Origin of the sequence: Lederbergia citrisecunda (assembly GCF_018343695.1) — a bacterium.
Classification (GTDB): Bacteria; Bacillota; Bacilli; order Bacillales; family Bacillaceae_C; genus Lederbergia; species Lederbergia citrisecunda.
This window is the reverse complement of sequence record NZ_JAGYPJ010000001.1, coordinates 1,691,906-1,706,832: the sequence shown is the minus strand read 5'-3', so window position 1 is coordinate 1,706,832 and position 14,927 is coordinate 1,691,906. Positions and strand designations below refer to the sequence as shown.

Here is a 14,927-nt window from a genome sequence, read left to right as displayed (position 1 = left end):
AGTGTTTTCGCTTTATAAAACTGTTATTATTTTAATATAATGCTGAATTTAGTCAGCAATAATGGGGTATGGAGGATTTTATGGACTTTCAAGCATATATAAGCAAAATCCGAACGTTCCTTAGCTTTAAGGTATTTACAACTCTTATTTACTGCATACTTGGATTATTACTATTCACCATTCTATATCACAATGTAAAGCCGGAAACGTATGATATCGAACTTTTTTCAGTAGCGGATAAAACCATCCGATCCCCAAAGACAGTAGAGGATGAAATAAGGACTGCTGAAGCTAGAGAAAATGCCGCTGATCAAATCGACAAAGTTTATGTATTTAAAAAGGAAATGGCTCAAAATCGTGTTTCTTTAATCACATCTATTTTTGATTTTGTTAAGGATACAAATTATGAATCCAATAAAATAATAGATGAGAATACATCAGATAAGAAGAACGAAGAGTCAGTTGCAATAACATTACAAACTAGGTTGAAGCAGCTTAAAACAAAGCTTACTGAAAATGTTTCAGAAGACATCACAAGTTCAATTTCTGACCAAATTTTTATTGCATTATTGGAAACAGATGGGGCAGAACTGCAAAAAACAAGAGAAATTGTTGTCCAGAATGTGGAATCAGTCATGAATGAAAAGATTCGTGAAGACGGAGTCGAAGCAGCTAGAAAAGCAGTAGCTGATCATCTTAAAACGTCTGGATTAACGGATGAACTGAAAAGCGCTGCTATAGAGTTAGGTAAGTATGCTATCGTTCCTAATGATTTATACGACCCTGTTCTAACGGAAGAAAGAAAAAAACATGCTAAAGAAGATGTCGAACCAGTAAAAATATTGCAAGGGCAAATCATTGTACAGGAAGGTCATTTAATTGACAGAGAGACATATAGGCAGTTGGAAATGCTAGGATTGTTAAAAAGTAATCCTACTATAAAACCGATTATCGGATTAGGGATTTTTGTTCTTTTGACAATTGGATCGATTTATATTTATTTTTCTCGGATGTCTATATCCGATGAAAAAAAACAAAATTATTTGCTTTTGTCCAGTTTAATTTTCATTTGTTCAATCATTATTATGAAAATTATTGGTTTAATGGAAGGCGATAATTTAAATAAAATCGCCTATATTTTCCCAGCGGCGATGGCCCCGATGTTAATTAAAACAATGATCAATGAGAGATTAGCTCTTATGATGACGATTATTATAGCATCTTGTGGCAGTATTGTTTTCCATGATGGAATTTCGGATACAATAGATATCGAAATTGCTGTTTATATTCTATTTAGTGGGTTGGCTGGTGTATTATTCGTTTCATCAAGAAATGAGAGAAGCCATATATTACGAGCGGGTTTATTAGTATCATGTATTAATCTACTGCTTATCTTTTTCTTATTGTTAATTGGAGGTGGACAGTTCACTCTTACAGAATATCTTTATTTTGGATTGTTTTCGGTTGTTTCCGGAATCTTATCATCTGTACTTACAATCGGCCTCCTGCCGTTCTTTGAAGCAGGATTTGGAATATTGTCGACAATGAGATTGATCGAGTTATCCAATCCAAATCATCCTTTATTGAAAAAACTGTTAACTGAAACACCTGGAACGTATCATCATAGTGTAATGGTGGCAAATCTAGCGGAAGCTGCATGTGAAGCGATAGGAGCAAATGGTTTACTAGCTAGAGTCGGCTGTTATTATCACGATGTAGGTAAGACAAAGCGACCTCCATTTTTTATTGAAAATCAGATGAATATAGAGAATCCTCACGATCGTCTTCCGCCTGAAACGAGTAAGGATATTATTATTTCTCATGCTGCAGACGGAGCGAAGGAATTACGGAAACATAAATTGCCGAAAGAGATTGTCGATATTGCAGAGCAACATCATGGAACAAGTTTGCTTAAGTATTTTTATTACAAAGCGAAAAAAATAAATGAAGATATACCGGAAAGTGACTATCGTTATCCAGGACCAAAGCCACAAACAAGGGAAGCAGCTGTAATAAGTTTAGCGGATAGTGTAGAAGCGGCTGTTCGATCCATGGCAAACCCAACTCCAGGGGAGATTCGATCACTTGTTCATCATATTGCACAAGATAGAATCATGGATGGGCAGTTTAATGAATGTGATCTTACGTTGAAGGAAATTGAACTTGTAAAGATAAGATTTTGTGAAACATTAAATGGCATATTTCACTCAAGAATTGAGTACCCTGATTTAAAACAACAGAAGGTGATTAGCAGTGACACTGCAAATTGATTTAATTGATGAAACTAACGAATTGACTGAATCAGATAGCAATCTGATAAAAAATTTATTGAACTATGCAGCAAAAGAAGAGAAAGTTGAGGATGGTACTGAGTTATCGATAATGATTGTGTCTAACGACGAAATTCAAAAAATAAATAAGGAATATAGGGGAAAGGATTATGCTACAGATGTTATTTCCTTTGCAATGGAAGAACTAGGTGAAGATGAACTGGAAATTAAGGGAAGTGATATGCCTCGTATGTTAGGTGACATTATCATTTCTATTGATAAAGCAAAGGAACAATCAATAGAATATGGTCATTCCTTCACTCGAGAACTTGGATTTTTAACAATTCACGGTTTTCTACATTTACTTGGCTATGACCATATTGAAGAAGCTGATGAAAAAAAGATGTTTAAGAGACAAAACGAACTCCTTGAAGGTTATGGCCTTGAGAGATAGAGGGGGATTTTCAATCGATCGTATTGCATGCGCCTTTAAATATGCAATTGAAGGAATTATCCATGCATCCAAAGTTGAAAAAAACTTTCAAGTTCATATCATCTGTGCCATCATTGTTAGTGCTCTATCTTTTATTTTAAAAATCGACAAAATGGAATGGCTGTTTATTATTATTTCTATATTTGGCGTATTATCACTAGAGCTCATAAACTCAGCACTCGAACGGGCTGTTGACATTGCTACTAAAGAAATCAAACCTTTAGCAAAGCAAGCGAAGGATCTTGCTGCCGCCGCGGTACTCGTGTATGCCATTATGTCGGTTATTATTGGTATAGTCATATTGGGACCAAAAATGATTAAGCTATTCTTTTGATTAATCTTTGATTAGAGCGGAAAGCACGTGACTACTAAGGAAAAATGGTTAGCAGGAGACCATACAAATAGGATAAGCGGATGCTAAGATTTAGCGGTGTACGAACGTTTGACTCTAGGAGCTGAAGATGGACAACAAGTCAAGAGCCAATGAGGCTTCTGAACTGCCAGCGAAAGTGAGCGCTTAGAGCTGAAATCTAAATACAGGTTAAAACTAGCCTTTATAAAAGCTGCCCAGAGGTAGCTTTTATTTTTTGACGTTCACTAATTTGAACTTGTTCGATTGGTAAGTTAAAATAATTGCACAGTCATTGTTACATGATGATTAAAAATTATAATTTTGAAAAAATTTATGCTGAACTTCACTTTTTTATGGGAAAATGTAGTAAAATAAATGTAAGAAAGTTGGGAAAAAAATGAATCAAGAGCAACTAGTGCAGGAAGCAATAAAAGCGAAAGAAAGAGCGTATGTTCCTTATTCTCATTTTCCTGTTGGGGCTGCATTGCTAACAAATGATGGGAAAGTTTATCATGGATGTAACATTGAAAACGCAGCTTATAGTGTTGTAAACTGTGCAGAGAGGACTGCTATCTTTAAAGCCGTTTCAGAAGGCGATCGGGATTTTACAATGCTTGCTGTAATAGCAGATACTGAAAGACCTGTTCCCCCATGCGGTGCATGTCGTCAAGTAATTGCAGAATTGTGCCCAAAAGACATGAAAGTGGTTTTAGCTAACAAAAAAGGGGATATTAGAGAATTAACCGTCGAAGAATTATTGCCCTTTGCATTTTCACCGGAGGATTTACATGAATAATCAATTGCAAAAGAATAATCAGTACAAATCTGGTTTTATATCCATTATTGGTAGGCCAAATGTTGGAAAGTCTACATTTTTAAATCACGTAATTGGACAAAAAATTGCCATAATGAGTGATAAACCGCAAACAACAAGAAACAAAGTTCAAGGAGTATTATCGACAAATGATTCTCAAATGATCTTTATTGATACTCCAGGAATCCATAAGCCAAAGCATAAATTAGGCGATTTTATGATGAAAATTGCCATTAACACTTTAAAAGAAGTAGATCTAGTTTTATGTATGATCAATGCTGATGAAGGCTTTGGCCGTGGCGATGAATTTATTATTGAAAAATTGAAGGGTGTCCGTACTCCAGTATTTCTGGTCATTAATAAGATTGATCTCATTCAACCTGATACACTTTTATCTATTATCGATCAATATAAGGAAATGTACGATTTTAAAGAAATCATTCCCATTTCTGCACTCGAAGGAAATAATATTGATAGACTGTTGATGCAAATTAAACATTATTTACCAGAAGGGCCTCAATATTATCCGGAAGATCAAGTTACGGATCATCCAGAAAGATTTATCGTCTCTGAATTAATTAGGGAGAAAGCGCTTCATTTAACAAGAGAGGAAGTACCTCATTCATTAGCAGTATTGATTGATAAAATGGAGCATAAACAAAGCCAGGATGTCATTCATATAATGGCAACTATTATTGTAGAACGCGATTCTCAAAAAGGAATTGTTATTGGAAAGCAAGGTAAGATGCTAAAGGAAATAGGGCAACGAGCTCGATTAGATATTGAAAATTTACTTGGATCAAAAGTATTTTTGGAATTATGGGTAAAGGTTCAAAAGGATTGGAGAAATAAAGCATTCCACCTAAGAGATTATGGATTTAAAGAAGATGATTATTAAGGTCATATTCTAAAAAATATGATTGGTTACTTTAACAAATTTTATTTAGTATTACCTCAAGTTTTAGTGAAAAAATATGAGTAAGATTTAACTACTTTGAAAGGCGGGATTTACATGTATGAGTTCACGTGGAAAGTTTTTAAAGAGACAGGTAATGTTGATACGTACTTGCTTCTAAAGGAACTTGAAAAAGAAGAGCATATAAATATTCTGCCGCATATGGAAAATTCGGATGAAATAGATTACCCAGTAACATAAGATCTTATTTTTCTGCCCCAGATTCGAAAGGGGAAATGAATATATGGTGGAAAAATACGAAGGAATAGTCATTAGAACGATTGATTATGGTGAATCCAATAAAATAGTGACAATTTATACACGAGAAGCTGGGAAAATTGCAGGAATGGCAAGGGGCGCAAAGAAAACCAATAGCCGCCTTGCTGGTCCTACCCAGCTTTTTACATATGGATATTTTATGATTTATGGAAATCGTGGGATTGGAGCGATGCAGCAGGCAGAATTAATTTCTTCACTTAGAGCGATTAGGGAGGATATTTTTAAAACAGCTTATGCAACTTATATCGTTGATTTAATCGATAAAGCAACGGGTGAGAAAGAGCGTAATCCTTTTTTATTTGAATTATTGCAGCAAACTCTGCAATACATTAATGATGATAATGATCCTGATATTGTAACGAATATTTTTGAGATGAAAATGCTCAATGTCTTAGGTTTTTATCCAGAAATGAATCAATGTGCCGTGTGTGGAAATACAGAGGCTCAATTTGGTTTCTCCATCAAAGAAAATGGATTGATCTGTCATCATTGTTTCGAAAAGGATCCTCATTTCTTTCCATTATCACAAACTACCGTAAAGCTGCTCCGTATATTTTACTTTTTTGATATCCATCGACTCGGCTCCATTTCTGTTAAGCCTGAAACAAAAAAAGAATTAAAAGATGTCATTTCACTTTATTATGATGAGTATTCTGGACTAAATTTGAAATCAAAACGATTTCTTGATCAACTTGATAAGTTAAAAGATCAATTATAAATGAAAAGGCATTTGACAATTTGACTAATATCAGCTATTTTTTGTATAAGAATAATTTAATATTTTGTTGCAGAGAAAGAAAGAAGTAATTAATGACACTCCTTAATTAAGCGAATCCGGGACAGTGTGAGCCGGGTTATGGACATTAATGAAGGCATTCTGGAGCAACTTTATTGAAAGATGGCCGTTTAGTTGCGGCAAATAGGGTGGAACCGCGGGTTAACTCTCGTCCCTATGCTTATTATGAGGCATAGGGACGAGAGTTTTTTATTTTGATGAGAAAGGAAGAGTAATATGAATATACAGGAAATGATTTTAGCATTACAAAAGCACTGGTCTGAATATGGTTGTATATTAATGCAGGCATATGATGTGGAAAAAGGTGCTGGTACTATGAGCCCTTATACTTTTTTACGAGCAATTGGACCGGAGCCTTGGAATGTAGCTTACGTAGAACCATCTAGACGACCAGCAGATGGTCGATACGGAGAAAATCCAAATCGATTATACCAACACCACCAATTTCAAGTCATTATGAAGCCTTCTCCAGACAATATTCAAGAAATCTATTTGGATTCCTTAAAAGCGCTTGGTATTGATCCTTTAGAGCATGATATTCGTTTCGTTGAGGATAACTGGGAGAATCCGTCACTTGGATGTGCTGGGCTTGGCTGGGAAGTTTGGTTGGACGGGATGGAGGTTACACAATTTACGTACTTCCAGCAAGTAGGCGGGCTTGAATGTAAACCAGTTTCAGTTGAATTAACATATGGAATTGAGAGGCTCGCATCTTATATCCAAGAAAAAGAAAACGTATTTGATTTGGAATGGACAAATGGGTTTACAGTAAGAGATATTTTTTATCAACCAGAATATGAACATTCAAAATATGCTTTTGAAACTTCAAATCAAGAAATGCTTTTCAACCTTTTTCATACGTACGAAGAAGAGGCAAAAAAACAAATGGATTTAGGTCTTGTTCACCCTGCGTATGATTATATTTTAAAATGCTCACATGTATTTAATCTTTTAGATGCTAAAGGTGCGATCTCAGTCACAGAGCGAACAGCTTATATTGGCAAAATGAGAAGTATGGCTAGACAAGTGGCTAAAACATTTTACGAGGAACGGGAAAAACTTGGATTCCCAATATTAAATCATACAAAAAAGGAGGAGACCTCCGAAAATGAGTAATCGAGATTTATTATTAGAGATCGGTATAGAAGAGATGCCAGCACGATTTGTTAATAATGCTATTCGTGAATTAAGTGAAAAACTTGAAAGTTGGTTTCAAGACAATAAGCTTAGTTTTACTGAAATGAAATTATTTTCAACTCCTAGAAGATTGGCTATCGTGGTGAAGGAAGTAGCAACTTCACAAAGCGATACAGAAGAAGAAGTGAAGGGGCCAGCAAAAAAAATTCTCTTTGACAATGAGGGGAATTGGTCAAAGTCGGCTTTAGGATTTACGAAGTCCAATGGAATAACAGTAGATGATATTTACTTTAAGGAAATAAAAGGCGTGGAATATGCACACGCAAATAAATTTATTAAAGGTGAAGCAACGATTAAATTGCTTCCACAGCTTTCAAGCGTAATTTCTTCCCTCCATTTTCCAAATAGTATGCGCTGGGGCAGTCAAAGTTTACGTTTCTTAAGACCGATAAGATGGCTTGTAGCATTATTTGGTAATGAAACAGTTTCAATTGAAATCGCTGGAGTCCAAGCAAGCAATGTTACTCAAGGACATCGATTTCTAGGTGAACCAATCCCGTTGCTTGCCCCGATTGATTACGAAAAAGTGCTGCTTGGCCAGTATGTACTTGTCGATTATGACGAAAGGAAAGAAGCCATCCTAGAGCAGATCAAAAGACTTGAGGAAGAACAAGATTGGATCATCCCTGTAGACGAAGATCTCTTAGAGGAAGTAACCAATCTAGTTGAATACCCGACGGTATTTTTCGGGACTTTTAACAGAGAGTTTTTAAAACTTCCAGAAGAAGTTCTTATTACTTCGATGAAATCACATCAGCGCTATTTTCCGGTGAAAAATAAAAACGGAAATTTACTTCCATATTTCGTGGCTGTAAGAAATGGGGACCATCGTCATATTGAAACAGTGGCGAAGGGAAATGAAAAAGTGTTAAGGGCAAGGTTATCTGATGCTGATTTCTTTTATCAAGAAGATCAGAAAGTTCCGATGGAGCATAATTTGAAAAAATTAGAATCGATCATATACCATGAGAAAATTGGAACATTGGCTGAAAAAGTAAAAAGAATAAGAAATATTACTGAAGAGATTGGGCGAATGGTGAGCTTAACGGATCAAGAATTGAAACTGGCAGATCGCGCAGCTGAAATTTGTAAATTTGATCTCGTTAGTAATATGGTTAATGAATTTCCAGAATTACAAGGTGTAATGGGAGAAAAATATGCTCTGCAACAAGGAGAGCTTCCAGGAGTAGCTAAAGCGATTTACGAGCATTACAAGCCAAGACATGCTGAAGATAGTGTTCCGCAAACAACTATTGGATCCATTATAAGCATGGCTGATAAGCTAGATTCCATCGTCTCATCCTTTGCTATAGGATTAATTCCAACTGGTTCACAAGACCCTTATGCATTGAGAAGACAAGCTGCAGGTATTATTCAAATATTACTTGAAAATGAATGGAACATCTCACTTAGTGAATTATTGAAAAAAGTAATTGTTGTTGAAAAAGGTGATCATAATGATGAGCTTTATCAGCAACTAAAAGCCTTTTTCAAATTAAGGATCCAACACTTACTTGAAGAAAAAGAAATCCGCTATGATCTTATCGAGGCGGTATTAGGTGGGGACTTTAATAGTGTGAAGGATATTGTTGATCGTGCTGAAACATTGCAGGAAAGAAAAGATCAACCTTCATTTAAAGGAACGATTGAGTCACTTTCACGAGTATTGAATATTGCTGGAAAAGCAGAATTAGGCGTCCAAGTCAATCCAGATTTATTTGAAAATGATTATGAAGTAAATCTAAATGAACAGTGGAAACAGTTAAAAGAGATTTTTGAATCAACTATATCAAGTAGCGAACGTTTTGATGCAATCTCATCATTGGAAACTGCCATTTCAGCTTATTTTGATCATACAATGGTAATGGCTGACCAAGAAGAGATAAAACGGAATCGCCTAGCTCTAATGAGTGAACTGGCAAAAATAATTGGAGCATACGCATCCGTGAATGTAATTGTTGTAAAGTAGAAAGAAAAGCGGAAGCGCCTCGTTCATCAACGTACCAACTTCACGTCCTTTGACTGAGATAAAGGAAACACGACGAGAGACGAGTCGATGTTGACTTATCGTAGGGAAAAGGACAGGAAGTTTGCTAGTTGATAGGCGCTGGAGCTAGACAATTAAGAAAAGGACTTGTGCTTCTTGATAAGCCCAAGTCCGGTTCCATATTGGTGGTGAGTACAATCGAATTAAGTCATAGACAGGATAAAATATTACAAATTGTCAAAGATTTCGGACCGATTACTGGTGAAAGCATTGCAGAAAAACTTGATTTAACCCGAGCTACCTTAAGACCTGACTTGGCCATTTTAACGATGACGGGTTTTCTTGATGCCAGACCTAGAGTGGGTTATTTTTACACAGGAAAAACGAGCAATCAGTTACTCGCAGAAAAGTTAAAAAAAATGCTAGTTGACGGTCATGAATCGACACCTGTTGTTATAAATGAAAATGTGTCTGTTTATGATGCCATCGTTACAGTTTTTTCTGAGGATGTTGGGACACTCTTTGTCACTGATGCGAAGGCTCATCTGGTTGGAGTTTTGTCACGTAAAGATTTATTAAGGGCTAGTATTGGTCAACAGAAGCTGACAACGATTCCGGTGAATATTATTATGACAAGAATGCCGAATATAACGATGTGTCAAAAAAGTGATTTACTTATTGAGGTTGCAGAAAAATTAATAAAAACACAAATTGATGCTATTCCAGTCGTGAATAAAACTATTAATGGATTTGAAGTAGTTGGAAGAATTACAAAAACAAATATTACAAGAGTCCTTGTGGAATTAGCTGAGACGGGCGTATAAATTAGAGAAAGGATATAATGATGGCAGAACCTATAATTTATGTAGTCTCTGACTCCGTTGGAGAGACCGCCGAGCTTGTAACGAAAGCGGCCATTAGCCAATTTAATGGATCTAATGCCGTTATAAAGCGTATTCCGTACGTGGAAGAGTGGAGTCATATTGACGAAATTATTACGTCAGCTAAGAAAGATCACGGAATGATTGTTTATACATTAGTAAAACCTGAAATAAGAGACTATATGAAAACCATGACTGAATTGCATAATATTAACGGCATAGACATCATGGGCCCTCTTATGGATACCTTTGAGAAGACGTTTGAAAATGCACCGCTAAATAAACCAGGGTTAGTAAGAAAGCTAGATGAAGATTATTTTAAACGGGTTGAGGCTATTGAATTTGCAGTAAAATACGATGACGGCCGTGATCCTAGAGGACTTCTTAGAGCAGACATTATTTTAATAGGAGTTTCACGAACTTCGAAAACGCCTTTATCACAATATCTTGCCTTAAAAAGTTATAAAGTTGCGAACGTCCCGGTAGTTCCGGAAATTGATCCGCCAGAAGAATTATTCAAAGTAGATCCTAAAAGATGTATCGGTCTAAAAATCAGCCCTGAAAAATTAAATCATATTCGAAGAGAAAGACTCATATCTTTAGGGCTGGATGACAAGGCAAGCTATGCCAATATCGAACGAATAAAACGAGAAATTGAATATTTTGATACGATAGCCAATAAATTGAATTGCAAAGTTATTGATGTGACGAATAAAGCAGTGGAGGAAACTGCCAATATTATCATTAATTGCATGCAAAGGACTAAAGCGTAAGAGCCTGTCCATCAACGAACAGACTTATAAGATATGGGTACGTCCGTATTGCAATAGTACGTGGTAGTAGACGTATCTTATCTGGACTTTTACTGAGATAAAGGAAACACGGCGAGATACGAGCAGATGCTGGCTTTTCGCAAGGGAAAAGGACAACAAGTTTGTAGTTGAATGGCGCTGAAAGCAGAAGACAAAGGTAAAGGCACAACTTTTTGTTGTGTTTTTACTATTTTATAATGGAAAAAAACGCAAAGATAAGATATAATAAAAAATTGTGTTTGAAAAATATAAAAAAAGGTTTAGACTTGTTATTTCAGGAATAAACTAATTATTGTGTTCAGCATAAAAATGAGATACGAGAAAAAACGACATGATTCCTTAAAGACTTTCCAAAGTAAGAAGGAATCACAGGAGTGATGTAGAATTATTAATAATAACCGCATGACGACCACTATTTACGTAGATGCGGATGCATGTCCTGTAAAATCCGAAATTGCTTTAATTGCCAAAGAGTTTGAGTTGCACGTGTATTTCATCGCTTCTTATGATCATATATCGAATCAGGAGGGGAAAAGCGGTGAATGGATTTTTGTAGATCCTGGAAAGGATTCTGCGGATATGTATATCCTGAATCACATTAAGCGTGAAGATGTACTCATAACTCAAGATATCGGTCTTGCTAGTCTAGCCTTAGCAAAAGGAGTTTATGCCCTTTCGCATAGGGGATCTGAATATAAGGAAGAATCCATTCAGACAGCACTTGATTTTCGTTATCTTGCCGCTAAGGAAAGAGAGCGCGGACATTATGGTAAAGGTCCGAAACGATTTACTTCACAAGACCGTTGCAACTTTGAAAAAAATTTACGAAGATTATTGTCGAAATTTGAAGGAGTTTAAATATTAGTGTCGAATATTATATAAGTTAGATTTAATAAATGGGGATGTTTTTTTTGGCAATTAGAATTCCTGAAGAGAAAATCAATGAAATCAAGCAAGCAGTTGATATTGTTGATGTTATCAGTGACTACGTCCAGTTGAAAAAACAAGGACGAAATTACTTTGGTTTATGTCCCTTTCACGGAGAGAACACACCATCGTTTTCTGTATCAACTGATAAACAGATCTTCCATTGTTTTGGCTGTGGGGCAGGAGGTAATGTTTTTACCTTTGTAACGGATATTGAAGGAATTTCTTTTCAGGAAGCAGCTGAGAAAATAGCAAAAAGAGGAAATATAGAACTCGATATCGAAGTATCTAGAGACAATATCCATCATCATCTTCCAAAAGAACACTCCTTAATCATAGAAGCCCATGAATTGCTAGCAAAATTTTATCATCATTTGCTTATGAATACGAATGAAGGGGCTAGAGCTCTCGACTACTTATTAAAAAGAGGTTTTACAAAAGAAAGTATTCAAAAATTTAAAGTTGGCTATTCTTTGCCTGAATGGGATTTTGCCGTCAAATTTTTAGAAAACCGTGGTTTTACGCATGATTTAATGGAAAAAGCCGGGTTATTAAGTATTCGTGAAAAGGATGGGTCTTATTTTGACCGTTTTCGCGATAGGTTAATGTTTCCACTTCATGATTCAAAAGGAAGAATCGTAGCCTTTTCTGCTCGTGCATTGACTGAAGAAAACCAACCTAAATACTTAAATACTCCTGAAACAGTCCTTTTTAATAAAAGCTCATTATTATATAACTACTACAATGCTAGAGCCCATATTCGAAGACAAGGAAATGTCGTTTTATTTGAAGGTTTTGCTGACGTTATTTCTGCAGATTCTGCTGAAGTAAAAAATTGCGTTGCCGTCATGGGGACAGCTTTAACTGAAAAACATATTCAGCTGCTAAATAGATTGACCAATTCAGTTACACTTTGTTTCGATTCTGATTCTGCAGGTGCCGAAGCGGCATATCGCTCCGGTCAAATGCTTGCAAACTATGGGATCGAAATTAACGTAGTTATATTGCCGGACAAACTAGATCCCGATGACTACATTCGTAAATACGGACCAGAGAAATTCCGTGAACATGTAATAGGGAATGCGCAAACTTGGATGGCATATAAGCTCCACTATTTTCGCAAAGGGAAAAATCTCCAAAATGAAGGAGAAAAGCTCTGGTTTATCGAAAAGGCATTGGTAGAAATAGGTAAGCTAGAAAACGCCGTAGAACGTGAATTATACTTACGGCAGTTATCGGATGAATTTTCTTTGTCACTTGAAGCTCTCGTTGAACAGCAATCACAGATGAATGTAACGAGGGAAAAAAAGCAACAGAAAAACATCGATCAAAAAAACATCAATCAACAAAATATTCCTCAACCAAAGACGGCCCATAAGCCGTTAGCAGCTCATTTAGTAGCAGAGCGACAATTACTAGCCAGAATGCTCCGCGACGAAGATCTGGCATATCGTATTATGGAGATGTTAGGTGACACCACCTTCCATATAGATGAACATCAAGCAATACTAACATATTTATTTGGGTATTACGAAGAGGGGAAAAGTCCTGATCCAAGTCTTTTCTTAAATTATTTACCGGATAAAAAACTTCGGGCCATTGTATCCGAAATTGAAATGTTGGCAATAAATCATGAATATAGTGAAAAAGAATTAAATGATTACGTTAGTCACGTGTTGAAACACCCTAAGTTGTTAATGATAAAGGAAAAGCAAGCTGAACAAAAGGCAGCTGAACGAAAAAACGATTTCGCAAAAGCAGTTGAAATAGCAAAAGAAATCATTGAACTTCGTAAATCTTTGTAATTAATACTTTTTATTAATTTGAATAGCTTTGTAATTGTGTAAATGTCGGAAGGAGGAGGACGCATGGCTGAAAAATCAGCACGTTCCAATGATACAGATATTGAGTTAACCCTCGATCAATCGAAAGAGCAATTAATTGAGCAAGGAAAAAAACGCGGTACTCTAACATATGAAAGAATTGCAGAAAAGTTATCCCATTTTGACTTAGATTCCCACCAAATGGATGAGTTTTATGAACAATTAACTGATCAAGGTATTGAATTACTTGAAGAAGAAGACGAAGATGGAGATAATCCAATTCCTAATCCATCCCAGAAAGATGAAGAGGAATTTGATTTAAATGATCTAAGCGTGCCTCCAGGGGTGAAAATTAATGACCCTGTTAGAATGTATTTAAAAGAAATAGGACGAGTGGATCTATTATCAGCAGAAGAAGAAATTGAATTGGCTAAGCGGATTGAAAAAGGTGACGAAGAAGCAAAAAAACGGCTTGCAGAAGCGAATTTAAGGCTTGTAGTCAGCATAGCAAAACGCTATGTTGGTCGTGGGATGCTATTCTTGGACTTAATTCAAGAAGGTAACATGGGGCTGATTAAAGCCGTTGAAAAATTTGACTACGATAAAGGGTTTAAATTTAGTACGTACGCTACTTGGTGGATTCGTCAGGCTATTACCCGTGCCATCGCGGATCAAGCTCGTACGATTCGTATTCCTGTTCACATGGTTGAAACAATAAATAAATTGATTCGAGTCCAAAGGCAATTACTTCAAGATTTAGGTCGGGAACCATCACCTGAAGAAATTGCAGAGGAAATGGATTTAACACCAGAAAAAGTTCGTGAAATCTTAAAAATCGCCCAAGAACCTGTTTCATTGGAAACGCCAATTGGGGAAGAGGACGATTCCCATTTAGGAGATTTCATCGAAGACCAGGAAGCTACATCACCATCCGAACATGCCGCATATGAGTTGCTAAAAGAACAGCTTGAAGATGTCCTCGATACTTTGACAGACAGAGAAGAAAATGTACTTCGCCTCCGTTTTGGACTTGACGATGGACGTACTCGCACCCTTGAAGAAGTCGGCAAAGTTTTTGGCGTTACAAGAGAAAGAATTAGACAAATAGAAGCAAAAGCACTTAGAAAACTTCGACATCCAAGTAGAAGTAAGCGACTTAAAGACTTCTTAGAATAATGAATAAAGATTTTCACAAAAGTAGAAAGCACTATAAGTTTACTTCTGTTTTCGGAAGTAAACTTTTTTTCTTATTGACTATGTTAAGCTTTGAAAAGTTGCTATTTTGTTGATTGCTGGCCAAGGGAGACCCAGTTGGCTTCTATATCGCTTTTCTGAAGTGAT

Annotated in this window: 14 protein-coding genes; all 14 read left to right on the top strand. The window is 36.1% G+C overall.

Annotation, left to right across the window (positions count from 1 at the left end; genetic code table 11):
* Positions 1 to 80: 80 nt before the first annotated feature.
* Entirely contained in the window at positions 81 to 2,270 is a 2,190-nt protein-coding gene (locus KHA93_RS08580) for an HD family phosphohydrolase (protein WP_213110364.1), read from the top strand.
* Complete coding sequence (gene ybeY, locus KHA93_RS08575; protein WP_213110363.1) at positions 2,254 to 2,724, top strand: rRNA maturation RNase YbeY; 471 nt, start codon at positions 2,254 to 2,256, stop codon at positions 2,722 to 2,724. Before KHA93_RS08580 ends, ybeY begins: the two co-directional genes overlap by 17 nt.
* Complete coding sequence (locus KHA93_RS08570; protein WP_213110362.1) at positions 2,708 to 3,097, top strand: diacylglycerol kinase family protein; 390 nt, start codon at positions 2,708 to 2,710, stop codon at positions 3,095 to 3,097. The genes ybeY and KHA93_RS08570 overlap by 17 nt, the downstream gene beginning before the upstream one ends.
* 415 nt (positions 3,098 to 3,512) lie before the next feature.
* Positions 3,513 to 3,911: a cytidine deaminase gene (locus KHA93_RS08565; RefSeq protein WP_213110361.1), complete on the top strand. Its 399-nt coding sequence runs from the start codon at positions 3,513 to 3,515 to the stop codon at positions 3,909 to 3,911.
* Positions 3,904 to 4,827, top strand: a complete 924-nt coding sequence (era, locus tag KHA93_RS08560) for a GTPase Era (RefSeq protein ID WP_213110360.1) — start codon at positions 3,904 to 3,906, stop codon at positions 4,825 to 4,827. The genes KHA93_RS08565 and era overlap by 8 nt, the downstream gene beginning before the upstream one ends.
* Positions 4,828 to 4,941: 114 nt before the next feature.
* Positions 4,942 to 5,085 carry a YqzL family protein gene (locus KHA93_RS08555; protein ID WP_213110359.1) on the top strand — a complete coding sequence of 48 codons (144 nt, stop codon included), beginning with the start codon at positions 4,942 to 4,944 and terminating at the stop codon, positions 5,083 to 5,085.
* Positions 5,086 to 5,128: 43 nt separating this feature from the next.
* Positions 5,129 to 5,881: a DNA repair protein RecO gene (recO, locus tag KHA93_RS08550; protein ID WP_213110358.1), complete on the top strand. Its 753-nt coding sequence runs from the start codon at positions 5,129 to 5,131 to the stop codon at positions 5,879 to 5,881.
* Positions 5,882 to 6,175: 294 nt separating this feature from the next.
* Positions 6,176 to 7,075, top strand: coding sequence for a glycine--tRNA ligase subunit alpha (gene glyQ / locus KHA93_RS08545; RefSeq protein WP_213110357.1), 900 nt, complete (start codon positions 6,176 to 6,178; stop codon positions 7,073 to 7,075).
* Positions 7,068 to 9,125: a glycine--tRNA ligase subunit beta gene (gene glyS, locus KHA93_RS08540; protein ID WP_213110356.1), complete on the top strand. Its 2,058-nt coding sequence runs from the start codon at positions 7,068 to 7,070 to the stop codon at positions 9,123 to 9,125. Before glyQ ends, glyS begins: the two co-directional genes overlap by 8 nt.
* A 206-nt stretch (positions 9,126 to 9,331) precedes the next feature.
* Positions 9,332 to 9,967: a transcriptional regulator CcpN gene (ccpN, locus tag KHA93_RS08535; RefSeq protein ID WP_213112836.1), complete on the top strand. Its 636-nt coding sequence runs from the start codon at positions 9,332 to 9,334 to the stop codon at positions 9,965 to 9,967.
* Positions 9,968 to 9,987: 20 nt separating this feature from the next.
* Positions 9,988 to 10,797: a pyruvate, water dikinase regulatory protein gene (locus tag KHA93_RS08530; RefSeq protein ID WP_213112835.1), complete on the top strand. Its 810-nt coding sequence runs from the start codon at positions 9,988 to 9,990 to the stop codon at positions 10,795 to 10,797.
* A gap of 441 nt (positions 10,798 to 11,238) precedes the next feature.
* Positions 11,239 to 11,694, top strand: coding sequence for a YaiI/YqxD family protein (locus tag KHA93_RS08525; protein ID WP_213110355.1), 456 nt, complete (start codon positions 11,239 to 11,241; stop codon positions 11,692 to 11,694).
* Between the two features lie 53 nt (positions 11,695 to 11,747).
* Positions 11,748 to 13,568, top strand: a complete 1,821-nt coding sequence (gene dnaG, locus KHA93_RS08520; RefSeq protein WP_213110354.1) for a DNA primase — start codon at positions 11,748 to 11,750, stop codon at positions 13,566 to 13,568.
* Positions 13,569 to 13,631: 63 nt separating this feature from the next.
* Positions 13,632 to 14,762, top strand: a complete 1,131-nt coding sequence (rpoD, locus tag KHA93_RS08515) for an RNA polymerase sigma factor RpoD (RefSeq protein WP_213110353.1) — start codon at positions 13,632 to 13,634, stop codon at positions 14,760 to 14,762.
* Positions 14,763 to 14,927 lie beyond the last annotated feature (165 nt).